Source organism: Streptomyces sp. NPDC048436, assembly GCF_043200355.1.
Taxonomy (GTDB): Bacteria; Actinomycetota; Actinomycetes; order Streptomycetales; family Streptomycetaceae; genus Streptomyces.
This window is the reverse complement of sequence record NZ_JBICXP010000003.1, coordinates 612397-638284: the sequence shown is the minus strand read 5'-3', so window position 1 is coordinate 638284 and position 25888 is coordinate 612397. Positions and strand designations below refer to the sequence as shown.

22 protein-coding genes are annotated in these 25888 nt (G+C 70.8%); 11 read left to right on the top strand and 11 right to left on the bottom strand.

Annotated features, from left to right (window positions below; translation table 11 throughout):
* Nucleotides 1–72: 72 nt before the first annotated feature.
* Nucleotides 73–699 (bottom strand): TetR/AcrR family transcriptional regulator C-terminal ligand-binding domain-containing protein, encoded by a 627-nt coding sequence (locus ACGFX9_RS13815; protein WP_393469849.1) that lies wholly within the window; start codon nt 697–699, stop codon nt 73–75.
* Between the two features lie 185 nt (nt 700–884).
* On the opposite strand from ACGFX9_RS13815, the gene ACGFX9_RS13810 reads away from it, so the two are divergent.
* Both ACGFX9_RS13810 and ACGFX9_RS13805 read left to right on the top strand, forming a co-directional pair.
* A complete protein-coding gene (locus tag ACGFX9_RS13810; protein ID WP_393469846.1) occupies nt 885–1700 on the top strand; it encodes a phosphatase PAP2 family protein in 816 nt (271 codons plus the stop codon).
* Nucleotides 1697–2623 carry a DMT family transporter gene (locus ACGFX9_RS13805; protein ID WP_393469843.1) on the top strand — a complete coding sequence of 309 codons (927 nt, stop codon included), beginning with the start codon at nt 1697–1699 and terminating at the stop codon, nt 2621–2623. Before ACGFX9_RS13810 ends, ACGFX9_RS13805 begins: the two co-directional genes overlap by 4 nt.
* A gap of 131 nt (nt 2624–2754) precedes the next feature.
* On the opposite strand, the gene ACGFX9_RS13800 is transcribed toward ACGFX9_RS13805, so the two are convergent.
* The gene (locus tag ACGFX9_RS13800; protein WP_393469842.1) at nt 2755–3765 is read right to left on the bottom strand and encodes a phospholipid scramblase-related protein; all 1011 of its coding nucleotides are present in this window, start codon (nt 3763–3765) and stop codon (nt 2755–2757) included.
* A gap of 171 nt (nt 3766–3936) precedes the next feature.
* On the opposite strand from ACGFX9_RS13800, the gene ACGFX9_RS13795 reads away from it, so the two are divergent.
* On the top strand, nt 3937–5934 hold the full coding sequence (locus tag ACGFX9_RS13795) for a hypothetical protein (protein ID WP_393469840.1): 1998 nt from the start codon (nt 3937–3939) through the stop codon (nt 5932–5934).
* 39 nt (nt 5935–5973) lie between these two features.
* On the opposite strand, the gene ACGFX9_RS13790 is transcribed toward ACGFX9_RS13795, so the two are convergent.
* Entirely contained in the window at nt 5974–8031 is a 2058-nt protein-coding gene (locus ACGFX9_RS13790; protein ID WP_393469838.1) for a phosphocholine-specific phospholipase C, read from the bottom strand.
* Between the two features lie 217 nt (nt 8032–8248).
* Here ACGFX9_RS13790 and ACGFX9_RS13785 point away from each other — a divergent pair, with 217 nt between their 5' ends.
* Together ACGFX9_RS13785 and ACGFX9_RS13780 are read left to right on the top strand one after the other, a co-directional pair.
* On the top strand, nt 8249–9439 hold the full coding sequence (locus tag ACGFX9_RS13785; RefSeq protein ID WP_393469837.1) for a serine hydrolase domain-containing protein: 1191 nt from the start codon (nt 8249–8251) through the stop codon (nt 9437–9439).
* A 36-nt stretch (nt 9440–9475) separates the two neighbouring features.
* Nucleotides 9476–10171 (top strand): TetR/AcrR family transcriptional regulator, encoded by a 696-nt coding sequence (locus ACGFX9_RS13780; protein WP_393469835.1) that lies wholly within the window; start codon nt 9476–9478, stop codon nt 10169–10171.
* 13 nt (nt 10172–10184) lie between these two features.
* On the opposite strand, the gene ACGFX9_RS13775 is transcribed toward ACGFX9_RS13780, so the two are convergent.
* On the bottom strand, nt 10185–12770 hold the full coding sequence (locus ACGFX9_RS13775; RefSeq protein ID WP_393469832.1) for a beta-glucosidase: 2586 nt from the start codon (nt 12768–12770) through the stop codon (nt 10185–10187).
* A 322-nt stretch (nt 12771–13092) separates the two neighbouring features.
* Between ACGFX9_RS13775 and ACGFX9_RS13770 the strand changes: the two genes are divergently transcribed.
* From ACGFX9_RS13770 to ACGFX9_RS13760, 3 genes are all read left to right on the top strand, one after another.
* Nucleotides 13093–14019 (top strand): NADP-dependent oxidoreductase, encoded by a 927-nt coding sequence (locus ACGFX9_RS13770; protein WP_393470494.1) that lies wholly within the window; start codon nt 13093–13095, stop codon nt 14017–14019.
* Entirely contained in the window at nt 14016–14774 is a 759-nt protein-coding gene (locus ACGFX9_RS13765; RefSeq protein WP_393469829.1) for a GNAT family N-acetyltransferase, read from the top strand. The genes ACGFX9_RS13770 and ACGFX9_RS13765 overlap by 4 nt, the downstream gene beginning before the upstream one ends.
* A 269-nt stretch (nt 14775–15043) precedes the next feature.
* Nucleotides 15044–15544 carry an FBP domain-containing protein gene (locus tag ACGFX9_RS13760; RefSeq protein ID WP_393469826.1) on the top strand — a complete coding sequence of 167 codons (501 nt, stop codon included), beginning with the start codon at nt 15044–15046 and terminating at the stop codon, nt 15542–15544.
* A 3-nt stretch (nt 15545–15547) separates the two neighbouring features.
* On the opposite strand, the gene ACGFX9_RS13755 is transcribed toward ACGFX9_RS13760, so the two are convergent.
* Nucleotides 15548–15937: a (2Fe-2S) ferredoxin domain-containing protein gene (locus ACGFX9_RS13755; RefSeq protein WP_393469823.1), complete on the bottom strand. Its 390-nt coding sequence runs from the start codon at nt 15935–15937 to the stop codon at nt 15548–15550.
* Between the two features lie 35 nt (nt 15938–15972).
* The gene (locus ACGFX9_RS13750; RefSeq protein WP_393469820.1) at nt 15973–17325 is read right to left on the bottom strand and encodes a 6-phospho-beta-glucosidase; all 1353 of its coding nucleotides are present in this window, start codon (nt 17323–17325) and stop codon (nt 15973–15975) included.
* 129 nt (nt 17326–17454) lie between these two features.
* Between ACGFX9_RS13750 and ACGFX9_RS13745 the strand changes: the two genes are divergently transcribed.
* From ACGFX9_RS13745 to ACGFX9_RS13735, 3 genes are all read left to right on the top strand, one after another.
* The gene (locus tag ACGFX9_RS13745) at nt 17455–18330 is read left to right on the top strand and encodes a hypothetical protein (RefSeq protein ID WP_393469816.1); all 876 of its coding nucleotides are present in this window, start codon (nt 17455–17457) and stop codon (nt 18328–18330) included.
* A 102-nt stretch (nt 18331–18432) separates the two neighbouring features.
* Complete coding sequence (locus tag ACGFX9_RS13740; protein WP_393469813.1) at nt 18433–19737, top strand: MFS transporter; 1305 nt, start codon at nt 18433–18435, stop codon at nt 19735–19737.
* A gap of 104 nt (nt 19738–19841) precedes the next feature.
* Complete coding sequence (locus ACGFX9_RS13735; RefSeq protein ID WP_393469809.1) at nt 19842–20315, top strand: excalibur calcium-binding domain-containing protein; 474 nt, start codon at nt 19842–19844, stop codon at nt 20313–20315.
* A 19-nt stretch (nt 20316–20334) separates the two neighbouring features.
* Here the strand turns inward: ACGFX9_RS13735 and ACGFX9_RS13730 are convergent, their stop codons facing one another.
* The 5 genes from ACGFX9_RS13730 to ACGFX9_RS13710 form a co-directional block, all read right to left on the bottom strand.
* Nucleotides 20335–20841 (bottom strand): thioesterase family protein, encoded by a 507-nt coding sequence (locus tag ACGFX9_RS13730; protein ID WP_393469806.1) that lies wholly within the window; start codon nt 20839–20841, stop codon nt 20335–20337.
* Entirely contained in the window at nt 20838–21830 is a 993-nt protein-coding gene (locus tag ACGFX9_RS13725; protein ID WP_393469803.1) for a 3-hydroxyacyl-CoA dehydrogenase NAD-binding domain-containing protein, read from the bottom strand. Before ACGFX9_RS13725 ends, ACGFX9_RS13730 begins: the two co-directional genes overlap by 4 nt.
* Before the next feature lie 54 nt (nt 21831–21884).
* Nucleotides 21885–22781 (bottom strand): 3-keto-5-aminohexanoate cleavage protein, encoded by an 897-nt coding sequence (locus ACGFX9_RS13720; RefSeq protein ID WP_393469800.1) that lies wholly within the window; start codon nt 22779–22781, stop codon nt 21885–21887.
* A gap of 58 nt (nt 22782–22839) precedes the next feature.
* A complete protein-coding gene (locus ACGFX9_RS13715; protein ID WP_393469797.1) occupies nt 22840–23700 on the bottom strand; it encodes a TetR/AcrR family transcriptional regulator in 861 nt (286 codons plus the stop codon).
* A gap of 214 nt (nt 23701–23914) precedes the next feature.
* Complete coding sequence (locus ACGFX9_RS13710; RefSeq protein WP_393469794.1) at nt 23915–25852, bottom strand: beta-N-acetylglucosaminidase domain-containing protein; 1938 nt, start codon at nt 25850–25852, stop codon at nt 23915–23917.
* Nucleotides 25853–25888 lie beyond the last annotated feature (36 nt).

Sequence of the window (25888 nt, the reverse complement as noted above, 5' to 3'; positions counted from 1 at the left end):
CCCCACGGTGCGGCGCGGCGCAGGCAGATCGGGGCCCGTCATCCAGCGGGCTCCGGTCCACGATCAGGTGGGTCAGGTGAGACCCAGGGCGGGCAGCACGCACGCCTCCACGAAGTCGGACAGATACTGCTCGTCCGCGTACTTGCCCTCGAGAAGCGGGCGGGCCCGGACCACGCCCATGAGCTGGGCCGTGATGAACTTCGTCGCCGGATGGTCCGCGGCGATCTCGCCCCGGGCCACCCCCCGCTCGACCAGTTCGTCCAGAGCCCGCGTCTCCGGCTCCACGAGCGCCTCGCGCAGCGCGTTGCGCAGGTCCTCGTCCTGAAGCACCGCGTGGCTCAGCGCCTGGACCAGCATGCTGTCCCGGCTCGACCACTCCCCCGCGGCCCGCGCCGCCTCGCGCAGATCGCCGGCGAGCGTGCCGGTGTCGATGCCCGCGAAGCGCACGCAGCGGTTGGCACGCAGCGCCGCCGCCACGAACTGGGGCTTCGTCTTCCACTGGCGGTAGAGCGTGGATTTGCTGCACCGGGTGGTCGAGGCCACACCCTCCATGGTCACGGCGTCGTATCCGCACTCGCGGAGCTGGTCCAGGACGGCGTCGTAGAACTCCTGCTCACGCTCGGGCGTGAGCTTGGAGCGGCGCGACGAGCCCACGGGGTCGGCTGTCTCTGCGTCTGGTGCCTGGTCCGGCGGCGTCATGACTCTTCTCCTCGGTGCGTCGGCTTCGACCGACCCTATCGATACGCCAGTGTACCGGTACGCCTCCGTATCGGTACACTGGCGTATCGGTACACGAACGTATCGGTACACTGACGTATCGATGAGCGGGGCGATCCCTCACTCACTACCCGCACCACCCAGTCATCACGTAAAGGGGCCGGGGGATGGAATCCCGAACCGAGCCTGCCGAAAGGGAACCGGACATAGCCGTCCGGGAGCCGGACACATCTGCCCGACCGCCCCTCGTCCGCGAGCTCCTCCTCGTCGTAGGACTCTTTCTCGTCTACAAATTCGGCAGGCAGCTGGCCAACGGCCACACCGATGAGGCCTTTCGCAACGCCCACCACGTGTGGAACGCCGAGCGCGCCCTGCACCTGCCAGGCGAGGGCGGCGTACAAGGTGTGCTGCTCGGCAGCGACACCCTGGTGCACATCGCGAACACCTACTACGCGACCGTGCACTTCCCGGCCACCGTGCTGTTCCTGGTCTGGCTCTATCTGCGCCGGCCCCGGCACTACGTATGGAGCCGCCGGGTGCTCGCCGCGCTGACCGCGGCGGCCCTCGTGCTGCACCTGACCTTCCCGCTCGCGCCGCCCCGGATGCTGGAGGCGACCGGGCTCGTGGACACCGGCCAGGTGTACGGGCCGACCGTCTACGGCGCAGCCCCGCAGACCGACACGATGGCCAACCAGTTCGCCGCGATGCCGTCCCTGCACTTCGGGTGGGCACTGATGCTGGCCGTCGGACTCATCGCCGCGACCTCCTCGCGGTGGCGGTGGCTGTGGCTGCTGCACCCGCTGATCACCCTGCTCGTGGTCGTCGGCACCGCCAATCACTACTGGCTCGACGCCCTCGTGGTGACCGCGCTGCTCGGCGTCGCACTCGCCGTGATCAAGCTGCCGGATCCCGCGCGTTCGCTCGTCGTGCGACGGCACGCGCCCGCCGCCCGCGAGCTGGCCGCACCGGGGGTCCGCCGGTGAACGCCACCCTCCTCGCCGTCGCGCTCTCCCTCGTCTCGGCAGCCGCGTACGCCTGTGCCGCCGTGGCCCAGGAACGCCTGGCCGCCCGCATCACGAGCACCGGCGACGGCTTCCTGCGGCTGCTCGGCAGCGGGACCTGGTGGTCGTCCGTCGGGCTCAACGCGTCCGCGGCGCTGCTGCACGTGGCGGCCCTGAAGTACGGGCCGCTCACCCTGGTCCAGCCGCTCGGCGCGCTCACGCTCGTCGCCGCCGTACCGCTGGGCGCCCGGCTCGCGGGGCGGCGCGTCACGCCGCTGGAGTGGCGTGGCACGGGTCTCACGCTCATCGGGCTCGGCGCCCTGCTGCTCACCGCTTCCGGGCCCGCGCCCGACGACACGCTGACGCTGACCGAGGCGCTGGCCGTGGCGGGCGGCACGATGGCCGTGATCGGCGTCCTCTCCCGCCCGGGTGCGCGGCCGGGGCTTCGGCACGCGACGGCTTCCGGGTTCGCATCGGGCGTCGCCTCGGCGCTGACCCAGACCGTCACGGTCGCCGCGACGGACCGCACGGGTCCGCTGCTCAGCCCTCAGGTGATCATCGTGGCGCTGCTCGTCGCGGCGTTCGCCGTGGGAGGCCTCTTCCTGTCCCAGACCGCGTACCGCGGGGGGCTCGGGGCGCCGCTCGCCGTCGTCACCCTGGCCAACCCGCTGGCCGCCGCGGCCATCGGCCTGACGCTCCTCGGGGAACGGCTGCAGGGCGGCGTGGGCGGGCTGTTCCTCGCGGGCGGGGGCGCGGCGATCGCGGCGTACGGAGTGGTCGTACTGACCCGCTCGCCGCGGGACGAGGCGGTCTCGAAGGCACCCTCGGAGCTGTCCTCGGAGGACTTCCTGCCATCCCTTCCAGGCCAAGCGGAACCCGCCGCACTACATCTGTCACACCGCTGAGCAGGAGGCGCCCCGTCAGGGGCGCGGGGAACGGCGCGACAAGCCACGACGGACCCGCAGACAACAGAACCGGCATCGGCCGCGCCCCTGGATGCAGGGCGCGGCCGATGCCGTACGAGAGGGAGAGACCCTTACCCGAAGCCGCGCGAATCCTGCTTCAGGGCGGTGTCGACCGTCAGCGCCGTCGCCACGACAAGGCTGAGCAGCGGCTCGGGCAGCTGGTAGTGGATCTGCAGGACGTAGTTGTCCGCGGTCGTGAACATCGTCTTGGCGAGGCCTTCCCAGGTCTTCGTGATCCGGGCGACCTCGTTGTCGGCGTGGTCGACGATCGAGAAGTTCCAGGCACGCCAGTTCTCGGCCTTGATCGCGCCGGCCTGCTGCCCGTCGACCATGATCGCGAAGTTGATCTTGCCGATCATGTTCTGCTGGACGATCTCACCGATCGGCTGCCCGTCCGCGCGCTCGACGATCACCCGCGACTTCATGAACTTGCGGGGCCGGGTCAGCTGGAGCACCGGCTGGCCGTACGCGTCGCGGATCTCCAGCTTGTGCGTCATGAACTGGTCGATGCTGGAGACGAAGCGCGCGACCTTCTTCAGCGTGCTCTGGCCTACCTGGACGACCGTGCCGAGCGTGTTGCCCGACTGGTCCATGACGCTGTACTCGTTCGTCAGCTCGATGAGCTTGGCCTTCTGGTTCACCACAAGGACCGGCTCGGTGAAGAGCGTGCCGCCGCCCTGAGCGGCGGGCGCGACCCCGGCCTGCTGCTGGACCTGGCGCTGCACCCTGGCCGGGTCGACCTGCGGAGCCGCCTGCTGAGGGTGACCGTAGTGGCCCTGGCCCTGGGCCTGCTGCTGGGCGGCCTGGGGCTGACCCTGCTGCTGGCCGAACTGCCCCTGCTGCTGGCCGTACTGGGCCTGCGCATGCTGCTGCGCCTGCTGCTGGACCGGCTGCTGCTGGGCCGGTTGGGCCTGCTGCGGGACCTGCTGGGGCTGCTGCGGGGCCTGCTGGCCCTGGCCGCCGCCCTGCTGGTCCGCGCTGGTGTGCTGGGTCCACTGGGAACCGTCCCACCAGCGCAGCAGCTGGGGCGCGCCCTGGGGGTCCGGATACCAGCCTGCAGGAGTGTTCGAATGCGTCGTCACCCGCGCACACTACCCCGCGGGCAGGGGGCGTTCGCCAGCCTTTGGCAGGTGCTGTGACGTCGGACTCGCCGACCGAGCCCCGGGTCACGCCTCGCGTGGTAGGCGCGCGGGCGATTTGACGGCCTCCTCGGTTCGGCGGCAGGCTCGGGCGACTCACGGGGAGGCATCAGCATGGAATCAGCACGCGCATCAGCACGCGCGGCGGCGGCGCGACAGGACCTGGCGGCTTCGGTCGCGGGACCGTTCATCGAGTCGAACAGGCCGAGGTCCGTCTTCGCGCCATGGTGGATGCCACCGCTGACGGCGCTCTTCGCGGGCGTCCTCGCGTACGTGAGCGCCGACGACACCCTTCTGCGTACGCTGCTGCCGCTCGCCGCCGCGCTGCTCGGCTGGCTGCTCGGCGCCGCCTGGCCGCGCCTGCGGGCGCGCACCGTCTGGCGGTTGAGCGGCGCCGGCCTGCAGCGCCTGCGCGGGGGCCGGGCCACGGAGACGTACTCCTTCTCGCGGGAGCACCCCCTGCTCCTGAGCGCGATGGCCCTCGAAGTGCGCGCGCCCACCGACTACGGCTCGACCAAGGTCGGCAACCTCTGCGCGATGGGCCTGGAGGACATGGCCATCGCCATGTTCCCCTTCTGGATCACCACGCGGCGGCTCGGCGCACCGCTGCGGCTCTTCGACGGGCCCGGTGAACCGGAGGGCAACGCGGCAGCGCGCGAGGCCGGCTTCTCGCGGCGCGAGGCGGCGCTGCTCTCGGCCGCCGCCGAAGGGCCACTGCCCGCACAAGCGGTCGGCCCCATCGAGCTGTCCCGGCCGGAAGCGGACGTCCGCTCCCGCAAGTTGGGGCGCCGGATCGGCTTCGGTGTCGTCGGTCTTGTCGGTCTGGGCGCGGTCATCGTGCCCTCGGACGGCGGCATCGAGGGGCGGGTTGCCCTGATCAGCTCGCTCGCCATGGTGGTTCTGGTGTGGGCTGCCGGTTCGTTCTACCGCGTCCTGCGCACCCCGCCCGCGCACTGGACCGTCAGCCCGCAGGGCATCACCGCCCGCGACCCGTGGTTCGGCACGACGGAGCTGCCCGCGTCCGCGATCGCCGGGATCGTGCCCACCGACCTCACCCGGGATCTGGGCGACGGCAAGGTCAGCGTCTCGCTCATCCTGCAGTTCTACGGCCACGACCTGTCCCTGCTCTCCACCTCCTACTCGGGTGACATCCCGCCGGACGAACTGCTCGCCGTGCTCCGCTCGCGCGGCTACCGCGTCATCCAGGACCAGCAGCGCAGCAACACCTACGACGTGGACCCCGGCTTCCTGCCCCACCAGCTGCTGCCCGAGGCACGGTTCACCCTCGGCGCCGACCACGTGGGCTGGGAGGGCGAGCACGGCGCGATCCGCATCCCGCGCACGGAGATCGGCGGCCTCGAACTGCACACCCGCTCAGGGCACCCCTGGCTGCGGCTCCGCGGCACGCGGGGCGAGGAACTGCTGCACGCGCCGCTCGGCGCGCTGCGGGTCTCGCGCAGCGAACTGCGTGACCAGGCGCGGGCGTTGGGCTATCCGGTGAGCGATCCGGAGCGGGACGCGTACGAGTCGGCGGCGTTCGCAGGGCTCTCGGCACAGACCGCGCAGAACACGCCGACCGCGCCCGCCCCGTCCCCGTACGCCGCTCCCCCGGCAGCCCCCGCGCCCGCCTCCGACGTGACGGTGGGCATGCCAGGGGGAACCCGCAAGTGGTACTACATCACCGGCGTGCTCGCGGGCGTCATCGTCATGGGCGTACTCGCCTTCAAGCTGCGCTATCTGTTCGACAGCGGTCTGAGCTGGGCGGCCTGGGGCGTCCCCGCCGGTGCCGCGGCCGGCGCACTCTGCGGCTGGATGTATGACCGCCGCCGCCCGGCCCTCGTACTCGGCGGGCGCGGCATCCGGATGGCGGCCAACGGCGGCCAGGGGAAGGCCGAGTGGGAGCACGCGCGGCCCACGGTCGGCGGTGTCGGCGTCGACGACCACGACGGTGGCGTCGACGCGCTCCTCGTCTGGTCCCCGACGGGCCAGGTCATCCGCAAGGAGAGCCTGAACGTCCCCGACCCCGAGGAGCTGCGGCTCGCCTGCGAGCGGACCGGGCTGCCCTGGGGCCGCCCGGACCTGGGCGCGTGGGGGCCGCCGCCGGAGCTGTAGTCCGGCGACGGGCCCCACGGAGCAGAGGGCGTCAGGCGTTCACGCGGTGATGATCGCGGGGTCGCTCACACCGGCGCGGCCGGTCTCGACGTGCCCGGCGAGGCGGCGCAGGAACGTGCCGTCCTTGTCGGACTTCACGCTCACGTCGTACCAGCGCTTGCTCGCCCGCAGGTCGACGGTGTGCTCGACGGTGCCGCCCGCCTTGACCTTGAACGTCTGGGCGGCGCCTCCGTAGGCGTTGGAGACGCTGAGGTTGACGTCCGTGCCGCCCGCGTTCCTCAGGGTCAGTTTGAGGTTGCCGGTGGTCTTGTCGTGGCGGGCGGTCACCTCGGGGCCCGCGGTCTTGCCGGGTCCCTTGAAGACGCGCAGGAAGCCGTTCGGGCCGAACACCGACAGGTCGTACGCGCCCTTCGAGTAGGCCGTGTTCCAGGTGTCGGAGATCTTCTTCCCCGCCTCCGTGGTGTACGTCCAGGGCCCGTCCGTGCGGTTGCCGGAGCGGACGTGGAAGCAGGCACCCGCCGCGGCGCCCGCGCTGAAGGTGAGCGTGAACTTTCCGTCTGCGGGAGTGCCCGCCCCGTCCACCAGCGGGACGTACGGCAGCGGGCGCGCGGGCCGGGAGCCGGGCTCCTGCTTGGGCAGGTTCGCCTGCGCGGGCGCCTTGGGCACGTAGTCGGGGTGGCGCTTGTTGTCCGGCGGCTCGTACGCGTCGGTGTCCGGCAGCTTCGCGGGGTCGATGTCCTTGCCCGCGAAGTCGAAGGCGGAGGTGAGGTCTCCGCAGATGGCGCGGCGCCACGGCGAGATGTTGGTCTCCCGCACTCCGAAGCGCTTCTCCATGAACTGGAGGATCGAGGTGTGGTCGAAGACCTGCGAGTTGACGTAGCCGCCGGTGCTCCACGGCGAGACGACGAGCATCGGGACGCGCTGGCCGAGGCCGTAGTGTCCGGCGGCGTACTGGGCGTTGCCCGGGAAGTAGTCGAGCTTCGTGTCCACGGTGGACAGGCCCTGGTCGGCGGAGGAGGGGACGTAGGGCGGGACGACGTGGTCGAAGTAGCCGTCGTTCTCGTCGTACGTGATGAACAGCGCCGTCTTGGCCCACACCTCGGGGTTGGAGGTGAGGGCATCGAGGACCTGTGCGATGTACCAGGCGCCGTAGTTCACGGGCCAGTTCGGGTGCTCGCAGAAGGCCTCGGGCGCGGCGACCCAGGAGATCTTGGGGAGCTTGTCCGCCTTCACGTCGGCCTTCAGGAGGTCGAAGTAGCCGTCGCCCGCCTTCACGTTCGTGCCGGTGCGGGCCTTGTCGTAGAGGGGGTCGCCGGGCTTGGCGTTGCGGTACTTGTTGAAGTAGAGGAGCGAGTTGTCGCCGTAGTTCCCGCGGTAGGCGTCGTCGATCCAGCCCCAGTGTCCGGCCGCGTCCAGGCCGTCGCCGATGTCCTGGTAGACCTTCCAGGAGACCCCGGCCTGCTCGAGGCGCTCGGCGTACGTCGTCCAGTCGTACCCCGCCTCCTGGTTGCCGAGGACCGGGCCGCCGCCCTTGCCGTCGTTGCCGACGTGGCCCGACAGCATGTAGTAGCGGTTGGGGTCGGTGGCCCCCATGAACGAGCAGTGGTAGTCGTCGCAGACGGTGAACGCGTCGGCGAGCGCGTGATGGAACGGTATGTCCTCGCGCGTCAGATATGCCATCGTCCGCTCGGACTTGGCGGGGATCCAGTTGTCGTACTTGCCGTTGCTGAAGGCGCTGTGGCCACCGGCCCAGTCGTGGTCGAGCCCCGCGATGAACTGCATGCCGAGGTCCTCGGCGTCCGGGTGGAAGGGCAGGACCTCCTTGCCGCCACCGGACTGGTGCCAGACCGACTTGCCGCTGGGCAGGGTCACCGGGCGCGGGTCGCCGAAGCCTCGTACGCCCTTCATGGTCCCGAAATAGTGGTCGAAGGACCGATTTTCCTGCATCAGGACGACGATGTGCTCGACGTCCTCGATGGAACCGGAGCGACGCTGGGCGGGCAGGGCGGCGGCACGGCTGATGCTCTGCGAGAGGCTCGCGAAAGCGGCGGTGCCACCGGCGAGCTGCATGAATCGGCGCCGATTGAGTTCAGGCATGGGTGGTTTCGACCTCGTAAGTGTGGGGTGTGAGGGACGCGAGCGGGTGAAGTGTTTCAAGGGGAGCAAGGATGAGGGAAGGGGCGGTGACCTGGATGTGAAGAGAAGTCCAATTGCTGATGCGCGGGACACAAGCCGCCCCGACAGACCCTAGGTGCCGTGGGCAACCATGCGGGAGGATGGGGCGGGTCGGCGCTTCCTGCGAGCGAGGAGAGTCATGACCGCGCGTATCCATGGCACCTGTGCACCCGCGTTCGAGGGCGTCCGTGAGGAGTTCGAGCGGAACTTCGCCGAGCGCGGCGATCTCGGGGCGTCCGTCGCGGTCACGGTCGACGGCGAGTTCGTCGTCGACCTGTGGGGCGGCGACGCGGACAAGGAGGGCACGCGCGCGTGGGAGCGCGATTCCCTGGTGAACGTGTACTCCACCACGAAGGGGATGACCGCGCTCTGCGCGCATCTGCTCGTCGACCGCGGCGAACTGGATCTGGACGCCCCGGTGGCGCGGTACTGGCCGGAGTTCGCACAGGAGGGCAAGGCGGACATCCCGGTGCGCTGGCTGCTCAGCCATCGCTCCGGAGTGATCGCGCCGCGCGAGCCCATGACGTCGGAGGACCTCTACGACTGGGACAAGGTGTGCGCGGCGCTCGCCGCGACGCCGCCGTGGTGGAAGCCCGGCTCGGCGCAGGGGTACCACGCGGTGACCTTCGGCTATCTCGTGGGCGAGGTGGTGCGCCGCATCACCGGGGTCTCGCTCGGCACGTTCCTGCGCCGCGAGGTCACGGGGCCGCTGGGCGCGGACGTCTACGTGGGCACTCCGGAGAGTGAGCACAGCCGGTGCGCGGACCTGGTGAGACCGGCCGCCCCCGCGGAGGGCGGCCCGCGCAGTGTGCTCGGTTCCTCACCGCCGCCCGACCCGCCGGTGGCGTCGATCGACGCCCATCCGCTGGCCCCCGTCACGCTCGCCCTGGGGTACCTCCCCGTCGGGAACGTGAACAGTGCCGCCTATCGGTGCGCCGAGATCCCCGCGGCCAATGGGCACGCCTCCGCGCGAGGGCTCGCGACGGTCTATGCGGCTCTGGGCGGCGGGGAGTTGCTGAGCGAGGCGGCACTGGAACAGTTGCGGACGCGGCAGGGAGAGCCTGCTGAGCGGGATGTAGTTCTCGCGGCGGGGACGCCGTGGGGCGAGAAGTGGGAGTGGGGGCTCGGCTACATGCTGAACCTGTACGGGCAGGCAGGGCCCAATCCGCGGGCATTCGGCCACGGCGGCGCGGGCGGGTCCTACGCCTTCGCCGATCCGGAGAACAGGGTCGCTTACGCGTACGTGATGAACCGGATGGGGAGCGGGACTTCGGGGGAGGATCTGCGGAGCGTGCATGTGGTGGGGGCGGTGTATCGGGGGTTGCGTTAGGAGGGGTTCTTCATCTCTCCCCTTAGCCTCTCCCCCATGGAGCAACCCACCCCCCGCCACCGCCCCAGCGGGCAGTACGCCGCCGCCGACACCCGCAGGGCGGCCATCATCGACGCCGCCCTCGCCCTCTTCGCCAAGGCGGGCTATCTGAACTCCTCCCTGGCGAAGATCGCCACGGAGGCGGGCACCTCCGCCACCGTCATCACCCACCACTTCGGCTCGAAGCAGCGCCTCCTGATGGCGGTTCTCGAGGCCCGCGAGGACCGCACCGTCCGCACCTTCGGACGACTGAGCCCCGGTCCCGGTCCCGGTCCCGGTCCCGGGGGCAACGATGTGCGCGCGCTCTTCCGGGAGGTGCTCGCCCTGGCCCAGTACAACCTCACCCAGCCCGGCCTCATCCAGCTCTATACGAAGCTGTCGGCGGAGGCCGGTGACCCCGCGCACCCGGCGCACGGCTACTTCGCCGAACGCTACGAACGCGTCGCCCACGCCCTCGCGGACACTCTCCAACGCTGCGCGGAATCAGGGCAGTTGAGAGCCGACATCGACGCGGAAGGCGTCGCCCGCGAGATCCTCGCCGTCTCCGACGGCCTCCAGGTCCAGTGGGCCGTCGCCGAGGGCCGCCTGGACTTCGTGGCGTTGTACCGCGCCCACCTCGACCGGCTCACCCGCGCGCTCACCGTGGACGGCAAGGGCCTGGACGAGCCGGCCGAAGCGGACTCCGGGGCCTAGGGGTTCCCTGCCCCTAGCCGGCCGCCCCTGTCAGCCGGATATCGCGCGACGACGCCCCCACGAGCACCGCGCGACGCCCCTCCGGACGCACCCAACGGGCGCCGTCCGTGTCCCAGTACGACAGCTGCCGTCCGTCGATCCGCACCGTGACCCGGCGCGACTCCCCCGCCCGCAGCTCGACCCGCTCGAAGCCCGCGAGGGTCTTCACCGCCATCTCCACGCCCGCCTCGCGCGGCGCGCCCACGTACACCTGCGGCACCTCAGCGCCCGTACGCCGCCCCCGGTTGGTCACCGTGAACGACACCTCGTAGCCCGTGCCCGCCCGGCCCACGGACAGGCCGCGGTAGCCGAACTCCGTGTAGGAGAGGCCGTGCCCGAAGGGGAAGAGGGGCTCGATGCCCGCCTTGTCGAAGCCTCGGTAGCCGGTGAAGATGCCCTCGCTGTACGTCACCACGCCGTCGACGCCGTAGTAGCGCTCCGGGTGCGCGGGGTCCAGCGTGGGGTGGTCGGCTTCCTTCTTCGGCCAGGTCATCGTCGCCTTGCCGCCGGGGTTCGCGCGGCCGAGCAGGAGGTCCGCCGTCGACCAGCCGCCTTCCTGGCCGACGTACCCCGCGTGCAGGACGGTGCCGACCTTGCCTTTGCCGACCTTGCCGAGCCATGGCATCGTCACCGGGCAGCCCGTGTTGAGGACGACGACGGTACGGGGGTTGGCCGCCGCGACCGCCGCGATCAGCTCGTCCTGGTGGGCGGGGAGCGCGAGCGTGGTGAGGTCGCCGCTGCCGCCGAGCGCGCCGCCCTCGCCGTTGAAGGCGAAGACGACAGGGGTATGGACCCGCTTGGCCAGGCGTACCGCCGCCTCGACGGAGGCCGTGCGCTGCTGGGGCGTCACCCAGGCGAACCTCACCTGGACCGGGCCGCGTTCGGCGATTGTCTCGTCCCAGCCGGTGGCCTTGACCGTGACGCGGTAGGCACGGCCGCCCGTCAGCTCGGCGGGCGCGGCCTGTCCGTTGTCCAGGCCGTCCGTGGTCGGGACGATCGAGGACCACTTGCGCGTGAAGCTGTCGCGCGCCGCCCCCGCTGCCGCGATCTCCTTGCCGTCCAGGCTCACCGAGACCGCGGCGCCCCAGCCCTGGATCTTCAGCGCGTACTCGCCGCTGGTGGGCGGCACGAACGTACCGGTCCACTCGGCGGCCGTCCCCACGGGCAGCGCCCTCTTGCCCGTGAAGTCGACGGCCTTGTCCGTGCCGCCGCCCTTGCGGGTAAGGCCCTCGGGGAACGCGGACGCGGGCACAGCGGTCCCCGTGAGATCGACGCCGACCTCGTAGGAGATCGTCCGCTTGCTCGTGCGCCGCAGCGCTTCGAGCGGGCTGATCATCCGGTCCTCGAAGCCGTACGCGCGCTCGCCCGAGACCGAGACGGCGACCTGTCCGGCGGTCGGGCCGATGAGCGCGAGGCTGTGCAGGGCCGCGCGGGACAGCGGAAGGCCGCCGTCGTTGGCGAGCAACACCGCGCCCTGCGTGGCGACTTCGCGGGCCACGCGAGCCCCCGCGCTGACGTCCACGGACCTGGGCGCGGGCACCCGGCTGCCGTCGAGCATGCCGAAGGCGTCGTACTGGCCGAGGATGCGGGAGACGGCCGTGTCCAGGGCGGCCTCGGGGATGGAGCCGCCTTGGATGGCCTTCTTCAAAGGCGCACCGAAGTACGACCCGTCCCACATCTGCATGTCGAGACCGTCCTCGATCGCCCCGGTGGAGTGGGTGGCGCCCCAGTCCGAGGTGACGAAGCCCTTGAAGCCGAGCTCGCCGCGGAGGATGTCGGTGAGGACGGTGCGGTTCTCGCTGTTCCACTCGCCGTTGAGGTGGTTGTACGCCGACATGACCGAGGAGACCCCGGCGCGGACGACGGCTTCGAAGGCGGGCAGGTACAGCTCGTGCAGGGTGCGGTCGTCGACCACGAAGTCGTAGGAGTTCTCCGGCTTCTCGCGGTCGAACTCGTGCAGGCGCTGGTTGTTGGCGATGAAGTGCTTGGCCTGGGCGAGCATGCCCTGCGCCTGGACGCCCTCGACCTGCGCGGCGCCGATCAGACCGTTCAGATAGGGGTCCTCGCCCGACTGGTCCTTGTTGCGGCTGAACAACGGGGTACGGGAGAGCTCGATCTGCGGGGCGAGCAGTACGTCCATGCCGAGGGCCCGGCCCTCGCGGCCCATCACCGCGCCGTACTCGCGGGCGAGGCGGGGGCTGAACGCGGCGCCGAGCGTGGAGACCGGCGGCAGGCCCGTCGCCGACCTGGTGACGTTCACCCCGGCCGGTCCGTCGGACAGGCGCAGCTCCGGTATGCCAAGGCGTTTGATGCCGGGGAGGTATCCCGCCTGGCCGAGTCTTCTCGGGTCGGTGGCGCCGTGGACGAGGCTGAGCTTCTCGTCGAGGGTGAGGCGGGCGAGGAGGCGCTGGACGCGGCGGGCGTCCGTGGAGCGGGTGGCTCCGGTAGCCGCCGTGGCGGGCGTGGCTGCGGCGAGCGGGCTGGCGGCGGCCACGAAGGCGAAGGCGGCCGCGGTGCCGCCCAGTTGCTTCAGAAGTTCACGACGTGTGGTGGCAGGCATGGCGAAATGGCCTCCGGAACGCGGCTCTGGGCAGGCGGAACTGGTCCGGCGACGCCAAGAGCTGAATGCGTCATCCGCGCCAGTGCGGGTGTTCGGGGCCTGAGTCTTGATTGGTTGAACGCTTAAGGTCAAGGCTCGTGCGGGGAAAAGTTTGTGGGCTGTTCAGTTTGTGGATCGCTTTGTGTGCGGGTGGGTGACTGTGGCTCTCATTGCGACCTCGTGAACGCCCGGCCGCCCGGGGAATAGCCGGGGGATCATGGCGGTCGTCCAAGGTGACACCCGTGACCGCCACGTCGGTTCAGAGCTCGAAGCGAGGGAGCACATGCCCAAGGCGTACGTATTCACCCGGTACGGCGGCCCCGAAGTGGAAGCCTTCGTCGACCAAGGCCGGCCGGAGCCGGGCCCGGGACAGCTCCTGGTCGCGGTGCGCGCGGCCGGGGTGAACCCCGTGGACTGGAAGCTGCGGGCGGGCAAGCGGAGGCCGGGGGCGCCGCCCGTCGTGTTCCCCGAGGTGCTGGGGAGCGAGGTCTCCGGGGTGGTCGAGGGGGTCGGCGCGGGGGTCGGCGGTTTCGCCGTCGGCGATGCGGTGTTCGGCAACCCGGACACCGGCGGCTATGCCGAGTACACCCTCCTGCCCGCCTCGCTCACCGCGCACAAGCCGGTGGACCTGACCTTCGCGGAGGCGGCGGCGCTGCCGGTCGCGGCGGCCACCGCGTACGACGGGGTGCGCCAGCTGGATCTGCCTGCCGGGGCGACGCTGTTGATCACCGGGGTGGGGGGTGGTGTGGGCGTGGCCGCGGCGCGGCTCGCTCGGCATCTTGGTGTTTTCGTCGTGGGTACGGCCAGCGCGGGCAAGAAGGAGTTCGTCGAGTCCCTGGGGGTGGTACATGTGCCGTCTGGGCCCGATCTCGTGGACCGGGTGCGGGCGGCTGCGCCCGGCGGGCGGGTGGACGCGGTCTTCGATCTGGTCGGGGGCGAGGATCTGTCGGCGGTGGCGTCCCTCCTCTCCGACCGCCGGGGGAAGCTGATCACGGCCGCGGCCAAGGAGACGGTCGGCGAGCTGGGCGGGGCGGCGGTCGCGCGGGCCCGGACCAGCGAGGTTCTGGACGCGGTGGCGCGGCTTGCCGTGGACGGGGTGCTGCGGCCTGAGGTGACGGCGGTGTATCCGCTGGAGCGGGCCGGGGAGGCGCTGCGGGCTGTGGAGGGCGGGCATGCGCGGGGCAAGGTTGTGATTGAGGTGGGGGCATGAGCGGGACTGGCCTTGAGGCCTTGAACGGGGTGGCTGGAGGCGGGGGGTCTCTTGGCGGTGGATCCTCCCTGGTGCATCCTCTGGACAATCCCGCCTACGCCGCGTTGAACGGGCCCCATGCCCGGTTCGCCGAGCGGCGCGGGCGCGTGGTGCGGTATCAGCTGGACGTTTCGCCGTGGCTCGGTCTGCCCGAAGCCCCGGAACCCGGCGACTGGGCCGATCTCGCGGCGCTGGCGGGGGCCGGCGCGGAGGTGCCGTTGCCCGGGGTGCGGGTGGCTCTGCCTGCCGGGTGGGAGGTGACCTTCGACATGGAGGGCGTCCAGTTGGTGGATGACGGGGTGGACGCCGCGCCTGATCCGGAGGCGGTGCGGCTCGGGGCGGAGGATGTGCCGGAGATGCTGGACCTGGTCGCGCGCACGCAGCCTGGTCCCTTCCTTCCGCGGACGGTTGAGCTGGGCACTTACCTCGGCATACGTCGTGGGGGTGCTCTTGTGGCCATGGCCGGTGAGCGGTTGCGTCCGCCGGGGTGGACGGAGATCAGCGCGGTCTGCACGGATCCCGCGTACCGGGGGGAGGGTCTCGCCTCGCGGCTCGTCCTTGCGGTGGCCTTCGGGATTCGCTCGCGCGGGGAGACTCCGTTTCTGCATACGTCTGCGCGGAACACGGGGGCGATCCGGTTGTACGAGACCCTCGGGTTTCGGCTGCGGCGTACTACTCGGTTTGTGTCGGCGCGAGTGCCGGGCGGGGCGGCCTGACGCGGGACGCGGCTGCGGGGTGCGGTCCTGCTCCGTCTGTGGGGCGGGGCCGCGCCGGTATGTCCGTCCTCGCTATCACGGTCCGAACGCTCTGGTGCTTCGGCGCCGGAGTCCGGCTCACCGTGCTCCGGGCAGACATACCGACACGTCCCCTCGCGAGCGCTGCCGACTGCGGGTAAGTGCAGGCGCGGGCTACGACCGCGGGCGGCGGGGCGGGGCGGGCGAAAAGGGGAGGACGGATTCGCTTTCTCGTTGGTAAATTCCGGATCATGGAACCGATCGGCGAGAAAGAGATCCGCGCGTCCTTCGTCAACTGCTCCAAGGGCGAGGCCCGTAGGCTCACTCTCCCTGTGGGCTTTCCGGACACCCCCTGGGCCGACCTGGACTTTCTTGGGTGGCGTGACCCCAAGGCGCCGGACCGCGGCTACATCGTGACGGAGCGGGACGGTGCGTACGTGGGTCTCGCGCTGCGTGCCTCGACAGGCGTACGCAAGAGTCTGCTCAAGTCCAGCATCTGCTCGGTCTGCGTGACCCCGCAGGCCGGGTCGGGCATCACGTTGCTCGTGGCGCCCCGCTCCGGTGCGGCGGGCCGTGAGGGCAACTCGGTCGGCATCTACATCTGCGCGGACCTGGCCTGCTCCCTGTATGTACGGGGGAAGAAGATCACGGCGCTGGCCCGCCGCTTCGAGGAGAGCCTCACCGTGGAGGAGCAGAACGCGCGCACCCTGGGCAACCTGCATGGCTTTGTCGACAAGGTGCTTGAGGGCTGAGTCTCAGGTCTTACGGGGGTCCACCACCTGAAGTGTCAGCGCGGCCGATGGTGCGGCGATTCCGGGGCCGCCCGCCGCGGCCCAGTCGAGTATCTCGTCGATCGATTCGTCGTCCATGGCGAATCCGACCCAGACGGCCCGGCCTCCTCGGCGGCGGCCCTCGCGGGAGGGCTGTACGACGATGATGTTCGCCTGGCCGCAGGGCCCCAGACACTCACTGGTCCGCACCGCGAACCTCCCCGCCGACTCCGCGGCCGCGCCCCGCAGCCGCGCAAGCTGCCAGGCGTGGTCGATGCCGGGATGCTTGCGCGCGTTGCCGCAGCAGCAGCCCCTGCACACGACCAGCGTGCAGGGTCGGGCGGCGGCGGATCCGATGGAAATGACGGGACTCATCCCGTGATCATCTCAGCCCCGTTGTCCGTGCCGCGCTATGCCCGGTCCAGATACCCCAACCCCGGATGCGCCTCCCTGTAGCCGTCCAGGAGCCTTCGGGCCACCGCTACCGAGTCCACCAGTGGGTGCAGGGCGAATGCCTTCACGGCGGTGGCTCTTGAACCGCTCTCCGCGGCGGAGAGGACTTCTCGCTCCACCGCCTTCACCGCGCATACGAGTCCCGTCGCGTGCCCGGGGAGCGGATCGGTGGCCAGGGGATGCGCGCCGTTGGCGTCGACCGAGCACGGCACCTCGATCACCGCCTCCGCGTCCAGTGCCGAAAGGGTCGTGCGATTGCGGACGTTGAGGATCAGCGTCGTCCGCTCGTCGCGTGCGATGGCCCGCATCAGGGCCAGGGCGACCTTTTCGTAGCCGCCGGATTCGAGGTCCTCGGCAGCCCGCTCCCCGACCCCGGCAGCCTCCCGGTTCTCCGACATGTACGTGGCCTCACGCTCGGCGCGCGTCTCGTCCCAGGCCCTCAGCGCTGAGGTGGAAGCCCCGTTCCCCTTCAACTCGTCGTAGAAGCGCGCCTGTTGGTCGCGCAGGAACGCGCCCCGCGTCTGCTCGGCCTCCTGGTACGCGCGTACCGCCTCGCGGTTGAAGTAGTAGTAGTGCAAGTACTCGTTCGGGATCGACCCCAGCGACTGCAGCCACTCGGGCCCGAACAGCCTTCCCTCCTCGAAGGAACCCAGCATCTCGCTGTCGGCCATCAGCCGCGGCAGTTCGTCGCGGCCCCCGATCCGCAGGCCCCGCAGCCAGCCCAGGTGGTTGAGCCCCACATAGTCGATGTACGCCTCGTCCGGATCGCCGCCCAGCATCCGCGCCACCCGGCGGCCAAGGCCCACCGGCGAGTCGCAGATGCCGATGACCCGGTCGCCGATGTGCCGGGACATGGCTTCGGTGACCAGGCCCGCGGGATTGGTGAAGTTGATGACCCACGCGTCCGGGGCGAGCTCCCGCACCCGGCGTGCGATGTCGACGGCCACGGGCACCGTCCGCAGGCCGTACGCGATGCCGCCCGCGCCCACGGTCTCCTGGCCCAGGACACCCTCCGCGAGGGCGACCCGCTCGTCGGCCGCACGTCCCTCCAGGCCGCCCACCCGGATCGCGGAGAACACGAAGTCCGCGCCGCGCAACGCCTCGTCGAGATCGGTCGTGGCCGTCACAGTCGGCGCGTCCTGCACCCCGGCTGCCTGCTCGGCCAGTACGCGGGCGACCGCGCCGAGCCGCCCCGCGTCCAGGTCGTGCAGCACGACCTCGGTGACGCGGCCTTCGGCATGGTCGCCGAGCAGCGCCCCGTACACGAGCGGGACGCGGAATCCGCCGCCACCGAGAATGACCAGCTTCACGTCTCAACCACCTTCTGTCGCAACCGGCGCGCGTACATCTGTCGACCTGTCAGAACTCACCCGTCGACAGAGGTCACGTTACGTACGATTGCCCGGCAGCGATCGACCCCCCACGGAGGTAGCGCACCGATGACACCCCTCAAGACGTCCGCGAAGGCAACCGTCGCCCTGCTCGGCGCCCTCACCCTGGCCGCGGCGACAGCCGGTCCCGCCTCCGCCGAGTCCCCGAGATCCCCCGGCGGCTGGCAGGAATCCGGCTCATCCTCCGTCAACTCCCTCACCGGCAGCCAGGGCCTGGCGAGCCGCGCCGACGGCAGCCTCCTCTACCGAGGCCTCGGCTCGGTACCGCTCGACCTGCGCATCAAGGGCTGGACCCACGTCGGCGACCCGGACATAGCCGCCGGGCACACCGTCGACGCGTACCAGGGCGGCGACGACGCGAAGTCGAAGATGTTCGCCGTGACCACCCCCGGCGGGAAGCGCTACCTCTACGAGCACCAGCTCGACACGGGCGAGAAGCTCAACAACTCCTTCGCCTCCGTCTCGCCCGACAACCAGTGGCTGGTGTCCGGCGAATGGGGCGACCAGAACCGCCTCCAGGTCTTCCCCGCCCCGCTCCTCAACTCCACGACCCCGCCCACCGGCGGCGCGCTCCCCCAGGCCGGACAGATCTCGCTCGACAAGCCGGTGCGCGACATCCAGGGCTGCGACTTCGTCTCCGCCACCCGGCTCGTCTGCGCTTCCAACGACGCATCGAAGGAACTGTGGCCCGAGGACCGGCCCATCCTCCAGGTGGAGTTGGAGCGCGCGCTCGACGGGAAGCCCGTCACCGGCAAGGTCACGAGCCTGTTCGCCGCACCGCAGCGGAGCATCTGCTCCGGCACATTCGAGACGGAGGGCGTCGACTACGACGCGGAGCGCCGCACCCTGCGCGCCGAGGTCGTCCCGCCGTCGCCGTGTCTCGTGACGACATCGGTCTACGCGTACAAGCCGACGACCGGCTGACCCGCCCGGCTGCCCCGGCCTGAGCGAGACCTGACCTGACCTGCACACATCCTGAACACCACGGACGTGTGCGACGGGGCCGGGCGGGGGATGGTCGCGATCATGACAGAGCAACACCGGCCAGAGGCCGTCACCGACACACTCCCCGCTCAGCCCCGCCGCCCGGTGCGGCAGCTGCTCGCCGCATCGGTGGGCAACGCCGTGGAGTGGTACGACTGGTATGCGTACACGTTCCTCGCGACGTACATCGCCGACCAGGTTTTCCCCAAGGGCTCGGGCAACTCCCTCGTGCCCCTGCTCTCCACGTTCGCCGTCTTCGCCGTCGGCTTCTTCATGCGCCCCGTCGGCGGCCTGCTCATGGGCGCGGTCGCCGACCGGCGCGGGCGGCGCGCGGCGCTGACCGTCACGATCCTGCTGATGGGCGGCAGCAGTCTGCTCGTCGGCCTGACCCCCACCTACGCGTCCGTGGGGGTGCTCGCTCCGGTCGCCCTCGTCCTTGCGCGGCTGCTCCAAGGTCTGTCCGTGGGCGGCGAGTTCGCGGCGTCGACGACGTTCCTCGTCGAGTCCGCGGGGCCCGGGCGGCGCGGTCTCTTCTCCAGTTTCCAGTACGTGTCCACGAGCGCGGGCCAGCTCGCCGCGTCAGGCGTGGCGGCCCTGCTGGTCAGCGTCCTCTCCGAGGGGCAGATGGACGGCTGGGGCTGGCGGCTGCCGTTCGTCATCGGCGCCGTGCTCAGCCTGGTCGGCTTCTGGATCAGGCAAGGTGCGTACGAGACACATGAGGCACCCGATGACGCGTCCGAACGCCCCGGCCTGTTCGACGCCCTGCGCAAGCATCCGCGCCAGTCCCTGCTGATCTGCGGCATCACGGCGGGCGGCACGATCGCGTACTACACGTGGACGTCGTACCTTCCGACGTACGCCGAGCTCAACACCGACATCAGCAAGAGCCAGGCGCTGCTGTCCGGCACCCTCTCGCTCGCGTTCTTCGCGCTGCTCCAGCCGGTCGGCGGCCTGCTCTCCGACCGCTTCGGCCGCAGGCCGCTCCTGCTCTTCTTCGGCATAGGCTTCGCCGCCCTGAGCGTGCCGCTGCTGCGGTCCCTGGACGGCTCGTTCGGTTCGCTGCTGATGGTGCAGTGCGCGGGCATGGTGCTGCTCACGGGCTTCACCTCGATCTCGGCGGCCGTGAACGCGGAGGTCTTCCCGGCACGCGTCCGGGCCGCGGGCATCGGCTTCCCGTACTCGCTCACCGTCGCGCTGTTCGGCGGCACGGCCCCGTACATGGGCACCCTGTTCAAGGAACTCGGCGAACCGGGCCTCTTCCCTTGGTACGTGGCTGTGCTCTGCCTCGCCTCATCGGCCGTGTATCTCAGGCTTCCGGAGACAGCACACAAGGAACTGGAGCGCTAGCCGCCCTCGTTGGTCACGAATTCACCACTGCTCGCACAGATTATCTTCACATCCGCACATCGCGGGACTAGCGTCATGCCTCTTTACCGCACCAGGGGGGCACCATGACCAATCCATATCCCGCACCGCCGTCGGCACCGAGACCCGCACCGAAGTGGGCACGCAAGCGCTTCGTGCTCCCCGCCCTCTTCCTCACCTTCTGCATCGGCCTCGGTGCCGGTCTCGGTGACGACGGCGGCAGCGCCACGAAGGCCGCCGCGAAGGAGGCGGGCCCGACGTCCACCGTCACGGCGACAGCGACGGCGACCGCGACCGAGACGGCCAAGCCGAAGCCCGCTCCCACCGTCACCAAGACCGTCAAGGCCACCAAGACGGTGAAGGCCACCGTCACCGCCCAGCCGGAAGCGGCCGACCCCGGCTCGGGTGACGGCGGCTCCAGCACCGGAGGGGGCGGCAGCGTCTCCTACGGGAACTGCACGGAAGCCCGTGCCGCCGGAGCCGCGCCCATTCACCGTGGCGAACCCGGCTACGGGCCTCACCTCGACCGTGACGGGGACGGCGTCGGCTGCGACAGCTGACGCTGCCGTACGGCTATGGCTACGGCTCGCGGGGTACGGGGCCGATGGCTCGGCCCGCCCACTCCGGGGGCGTTTCTGCGAGGGCCGTCAGGTGTTCGCGGATCGCGTCCGGGAAGGGGGCCGACCTGCCCGCGTTCTGGTCGACGTGGATGGCGAGGAGTTCCGTCGTCGCCACGGGGGTCGCTTCCGGAGCGACAGCCGCGTCGGCCTCCTCGACCACGTACAGCTCGTGGGTGAAGCGGGCCTTCTTGGCGTCCGCGCCCAGGATGCGGGTGCGGACGGCGAGGTGCGCGCCCTCCGCTACGTCGTCGAGATAGCGGATGTGCGCCTCGACCGTGTAGAGCGAGCAGCCGGTGGCCTCGCGGTATCCCGCGTGCAGGCCGGTCTCGATCATCATGGCGTCGGTGGCGTAGCCGAAGACGAGGACGTAGAACGCCTCGCTCATATGGCCGTTGTAGTCGATCCACTCGGGCCGTACGGTCCGGTGCAGGAGAGGCAGGGGCTCGACGGGCACGATCTCGCTCACTTGGTCTCCTCCTGTGCACGCTGCTGCGGCAGGCGTCCCGTCGCCCGCAGTACGTCGATGACTCCCTGGTCGCGCTCGGCGACCAGGTCGGCGATGGTCCGGCCGTCCGCTGCGTCGTCGCAACCGGCGACCACGGCGTCGTACAACTCCTTGTCGAGCTCGGGTGCTTCGAGGCGCGTCCACGGTGACTTCAGGGACGGGCCGAAGTGGTCGAGCATGTGGGCCATGCCGCCCTCGCCGCCGGCGAGCGCGAAGGTGAGCATGGGGCCCATGAACGCCCAGCGCAGGCCGGGTCCTTCGGTGATCGAGTCGTCGATCTCCTTCACCGTGGCCTCGCCGTTGGCGACCATGTGCAGGGCCTCGCGCCAGAGGGCCTCCTGGAGGCGGTTGGCGATGAAGCCGGGCACCTCGCTCGCCATCGTGATCACGGACTTGCCCGCGACCTCGTAGAAGCGGGAGGCCCAAGTGACCGCGTGCGGCGCGGTCTTGTCGCCGCCGACGACCTCGACGAGCGGGATGAGGTAGGGCGGGTTGAAGGGGTGCCCGACGACGAGGCGGCCCGGGTCGGCTGCCGTGGTCTGCATGTCGGTCATCGGGTAGCCGGAGGTGGAGGACGCGATGACGACTCCGGCGGGCGCGGCGGCGTCGAGCTGGGCCAGCAGATCGCGCTTGAGCTCCAGCTTCTCGGGGGCGCTCTCCTGCACGAACTGGGCGTCGGCGACGGCCTCTTCGAGGGTCGGCGTGACGCGCAGGCGCTCCGGGGACGCTCCTTCGGCGAGGCCGAGCTGGATGAGCGCGGGCCATGCGGCGTCGACCAGGCGGCGCAGCTTCTGCTCTGCGTCGGGGGCGGGGTCCCAGGCGGTGACGTCGTAGCCGCGGGCGAGGTAGTGGGCGACCCAGCCGCCGCCGATGACTCCGGCGCCTACGCAGGCTATGCGGCGTACGTCTTCGGGGGCGCAGGGGGCGGGAGGCGTGGCTATGTCGTTCATACGGGTCCTACTCATCGTGGGGGGAGAGAGAGTCTCGTTTTGGGGGGGGGGAGATCAGGAACGGGGCTTGAGGCCCAGCTTCTGGCGGGCCTCGTCCGGGGTGGCGACGCGCGAGCCGAGGTTCTCGGTGATCTGCACGGCGCGCTCGACGAGTTGGGCGTTGCTGACCTTGTTGCCCTTGCCGAGGTAGAGGTTGTCCTCCAGGCCGACGCGGACCTGTCCGCCGAGCAGGATGGACTGGGCGACCCACGGCATCTGCATGCGGCCGAGCGCGAAGCTGGCCCACTGGGCGCCTTCGGGGAGCATGTTGACCATGGCCTGGAGGACGCCCGGGTCGGCGGGGGCGCCCCACGGGATGCCCATGCAGAGCTGGAAGACGGTGGGGTTGTCGAGCAGCCCCTCAGCCAGGAGCTGCTTGGCGAACCAGAGCTGGCCGGTGTCGAAGATCTCCAACTCGGGCCGCACGCCGAGCTCTTGGATGCGCTTGGCGCCCTGGCGCAGCATGTCGGGGGTGGAGATGTAGAGGTTGTCGCCGAAGTTGAGGGAGCCGCAGTCGAGGGTGCAGATGTCGGGGAGCAGGTCCTCGACGTGCGGGAGCCGGTCGAGGCCGCCGACGAGGTCGGTGCCGGGCAGCTCGCCGAGCTCCTTCAGCGGCTCGACCGGATCGATGACGAGGTCGCCGCCCATGCCCGCGGTGAGGTTGATGACGACGTCGGTGCCGGTCTCCTTGATGCGCTCGACGACCTCGCGGTAGAGGCGCGGGTCACGCGAGGGGTCGCCGGTCTCGGGGTCGCGTACGTGGATGTGTACGACGGCGGCGCCGGCCTCGGCGGCCTCCACGGCGGAGGTGGCTATCTGCTCGGGCGTGACGGGGACGTGGGGACTCTTGCGTACGGTGTCGCCCGCGCCGGTGAGGGCGGCGGTGATGATGACGTCTTGGTTCACGGGCATGGTGAACTCTCCCTCGGGGGTGGGGTGTTGGGGGTGCGGCAACTGTTTCGCTGAATGCTTACGCGGGTCTCGGCGCGGCGAGCGTCGCGTCGACGTACACGAGCAGCGCCTCGTGCATGTCGTCGGTGGTCGTGCCGTCGGCGCCCGGGGTGGTGGCGAGGACCTGGGTGGCGAGACCGTCGATCAGCGCGGTGAGCCGCAGCGCGGCGGACTGCGGGTCGACGGGGCGGAACACGCCCTGGTCGACGCCGCGCCGGATGACGTCGGCGACGGTCGAGCGCCACTGCCGGTAGTAGTCGGCGTGCATCCGGCCGACGGCGGTGGAGCGGGCGGCCTCGGCCCACAGGTCGAGCCAGACACTCCACTGCCAGCGCTGCTGCGGGGTGCGCGGGATCTGCAGTTCGATCAGCTGGCGCAGCTCGTCGGCGGCGTCGGCGGCGTCCGCGATACGGGCCGCGCGGCGCGCGGTGTCCTCGTCCATGCACCAGCGGACGGCGGCTTCGAGGAGGTCGTCGCGGCCGGGGAAGTGGTAGTGGATGGCGGCGGTGCTGGTGGCGCAGGCCTCGGCGATGTCCGTGACACGGACGGCGTGAAAGCCCCGCTCCGCGACGAGCCGCACGGTTTCCCGGACGATCTGGAGCGGGCGCCCGCCTTCCGGGGCGGCGGAGGTGCGTTCGCGCCGCATCTGAGGGGCCGCGGCCTGAGCCTGGGCATGGGTCCCGAGGAGCCAGCCCGCGTCGACCCCGCCGGTGTCCGCGATGCGGGCGAGCTCGGCGGCGGTGAAGCGGCGGGTGCCGCCGAGGGAGCGGGAGAGCTTGGAGGGGTCCATGACGATGCGCCGGGCGAATTCACGCTGGGTCGCACCGGCGTCGGCGATGACTTTGCGGACCCTGTCCGCGACCTCGGGGTCTTGCTGCATGGGCGGTGACGCTACCTGGGGATTGAGCGGATCGCAATTCTAGGGGCGGCTCTTTCTGCAGTTAACGCCGATATTGCGATCCTGACTGACTCCTCAGTTACCGCAATAGGAAGCTTGGGAAGCTTCGGAACCACCCCAGCCACCCACCCACTCGCTCACCACTACGGGGCAATCGGGTGGGTGGGCGGGAAAGATCCGCCGCGAAGCGGGCGGCCTAGGTCCGGTCCAGCACCCCCGTGAAGAACTCATCCAGGTAAGGATCAGCAATCTTCACCGGCCCCACCTGATGATGCTCCGCCGGGTCGACGGAAATCGCACGGGCCCGCTTCACGAGGGACTCCATCGAGGCCCGCTCCCGCGCAGCCCCCGCATCGTCCCCCTCCTGGGCGAAGGAAAGCGCCGCAAGGCCGTGCCGCATCGCGGAACCCCACAGTTCCGTCGCGTCGAGCCACTGCTTCGCGTCATGCAGGAAGAGCTCATCGGGAACCCCGGCCCGCAGCACCGCCGGAACCCGTTCGATCTCCCGCGCCGTGGGGCGCAGCCCTCGTACCGCCCCGGAGGGATCACTCTCGTACCGCTTCCAGAACGCGTCAAGCTTCGGCCCGAGCACGGGCGACTGCGGCTGCCAGTTCGACTCTCCGAAGGTGGGCGCCGCGTGGTTGAGGTCCACGAACGTCTGCACCGCGTCGGCGACCCGTTCATCGCCCCCGGCGAGATACAGCGCGGCCTGCCGCCCCGACCTCGCCCGTTCGTACCCGCGGTCGTTCCACGAGAAGTCGTTCATGGTGAAGACGGCGAGCTTGCTGGCCCCCTCCTGGTTCATCGGGTTGGACACGATGCCGCTCAGGTGACCGGAGAGGCCCGGCTCGCGCTTGTCGTAGGGCGCGAGCAGCAGGCGCCCGGCGGTACGAGCGAAGTCGTTCACCGGATAGTTGTCCCAGACGAAGACCTTCCGCCCGAAGAGCTCGGCGGCCTTCTCCGCCTGGGAGTTGGTGATCTCCGGCGGGACCACGTCCGTGCCCGTCCACATCACCTCCACGGCGCCGTCGAGCTCCGCCCGCATCGTCTGCTTGTACGCGGTGTCCGTGAGGTCCCCGTACTCGGTGGGCACCATCTGCAGCGGATTGGCGCCCTCGCGCTTCGCGATGAAGTCCCGCTGGATGGTGTTGAGGAGCCCCACCTGCGCCTTCGCGGCGGAACCACGGCCCGGCTCGCCGAACTTCGTCTTGTCCGCATCGCAGTTCCACTTGGTGTAGCTGATGTCGTCAAGCGGCACCGAGAAGGACCGCACCCCGAGGTCGTACAGCGCCTGGAGCTTCGCCGTCAGCGCCTTGACGTCCGCCGGGTCCGAGTAGCAGATGGAGCCGCCCGGCGAGACCGCGAAGGTGAAGCGGACGTGGTTGGCGGTGGCGCGGTCCACCAGCTTGCCGAGCTCGGTGAGCTTGTCCGCGGGGTAGGGCTCGCGCCACTTCTCGCGGTGATAGGGGTCGTCCTTGGGCGCGTACACGTACGTGTTGGCCTTGGTGTCGCCCAGGAAGTCCATCTGGTCCAGGCGTTCGGCCTCGGTCCACGGCGGACCGTAGAACCCTTCGATGCTGCCGCGCAGCGGCATGGCGGGGTAGTCGGAGACCTCGGCCCCCGCGATCCGCCCCTTGGACACGAGCCGGCCGAGCGTCTGCGCCGCGTAGAACTGCCCGGTCGCGTCCTTGCCGCCGAGCGCGACGGTGCGGCGCTCGGCCCGCAGCGCGTACCCCTCGGTCTGTTCCGGGACCAACGCGTCGCGCAGGGCCTTCGCGATGTCGGGCCGGGTCGCGGGGCCGAGCAGCACGGTCAGCGGCGCACGGCCCGACGCCTTCGTGCGTACGTCGATGTCACGCACCCCGTGGGCGCGCAGCGTCTCGGTGACGCGGCTTCGGGCCGCCTCGTCCGTGTCGTCACCGACGACGAGTTCGGCGCGCCGGGCCAGCGGCACGTCGTCGCCGGCGCGGGCCATGTGCTGCGGGGTCGGGGAGACGACGGGGAGCCGACGGGACACGGCTTCCTCCTTGGCCGGGGGTTGCGCGGCGGATGCCGCCGGGGCCAGGGGGACGGCGAGGACGGCCAGCGCGAGGAGCGCCGTACGCGGTCTGAGCGTGCGGGTGGAGCGGGGCATGGAACCTCCGGGCTTCTTGATGGGGGTGCGGGTGGG

Excerpts from the sequence above, each read along its gene's own strand:
- ACGFX9_RS13770 (WP_393470494.1), top strand. The coding sequence starts at position 13,093 with ATGCCCAAGGCGTACGTATTCACCCGGTACGGCGGCCCCGAAGTGGAA.
- ACGFX9_RS13765 (WP_393469829.1), top strand. The coding sequence starts at position 14,016 with ATGAGCGGGACTGGCCTTGAGGCCTTGAACGGGGTGGCTGGAGGCGGG.
- ACGFX9_RS13775 (WP_393469832.1), bottom strand. The coding sequence starts at position 12,770 with ATGCCTGCCACCACACGTCGTGAACTTCTGAAGCAACTGGGCGGCACC.
- ACGFX9_RS13710 (WP_393469794.1), bottom strand. The coding sequence starts at position 25,852 with ATGCCCCGCTCCACCCGCACGCTCAGACCGCGTACGGCGCTCCTCGCG.
- ACGFX9_RS13755 (WP_393469823.1), bottom strand. The coding sequence starts at position 15,937 with ATGAGTCCCGTCATTTCCATCGGATCCGCCGCCGCCCGACCCTGCACG.
- ACGFX9_RS13795 (WP_393469840.1), top strand. The coding sequence starts at position 3,937 with ATGGAATCAGCACGCGCATCAGCACGCGCGGCGGCGGCGCGACAGGAC.
- ACGFX9_RS13725 (WP_393469803.1), bottom strand. The coding sequence starts at position 21,830 with ATGAACGACATAGCCACGCCTCCCGCCCCCTGCGCCCCCGAAGACGTA.
- ACGFX9_RS13810 (WP_393469846.1), top strand. The coding sequence starts at position 885 with ATGGAATCCCGAACCGAGCCTGCCGAAAGGGAACCGGACATAGCCGTC.
- ACGFX9_RS13745 (WP_393469816.1), top strand. The coding sequence starts at position 17,455 with ATGACACCCCTCAAGACGTCCGCGAAGGCAACCGTCGCCCTGCTCGGC.
- ACGFX9_RS13815 (WP_393469849.1), bottom strand. The coding sequence starts at position 699 with ATGACGCCGCCGGACCAGGCACCAGACGCAGAGACAGCCGACCCCGTG.
- ACGFX9_RS13740 (WP_393469813.1), top strand. The coding sequence starts at position 18,433 with ATGACAGAGCAACACCGGCCAGAGGCCGTCACCGACACACTCCCCGCT.
- ACGFX9_RS13720 (WP_393469800.1), bottom strand. The coding sequence starts at position 22,781 with ATGCCCGTGAACCAAGACGTCATCATCACCGCCGCCCTCACCGGCGCG.
- ACGFX9_RS13780 (WP_393469835.1), top strand. The coding sequence starts at position 9,476 with ATGGAGCAACCCACCCCCCGCCACCGCCCCAGCGGGCAGTACGCCGCC.
- ACGFX9_RS13790 (WP_393469838.1), bottom strand. The coding sequence starts at position 8,031 with ATGCCTGAACTCAATCGGCGCCGATTCATGCAGCTCGCCGGTGGCACC.
- ACGFX9_RS13735 (WP_393469809.1), top strand. The coding sequence starts at position 19,842 with ATGACCAATCCATATCCCGCACCGCCGTCGGCACCGAGACCCGCACCG.
- ACGFX9_RS13715 (WP_393469797.1), bottom strand. The coding sequence starts at position 23,700 with ATGCAGCAAGACCCCGAGGTCGCGGACAGGGTCCGCAAAGTCATCGCC.
- ACGFX9_RS13785 (WP_393469837.1), top strand. The coding sequence starts at position 8,249 with ATGACCGCGCGTATCCATGGCACCTGTGCACCCGCGTTCGAGGGCGTC.
- ACGFX9_RS13760 (WP_393469826.1), top strand. The coding sequence starts at position 15,044 with ATGGAACCGATCGGCGAGAAAGAGATCCGCGCGTCCTTCGTCAACTGC.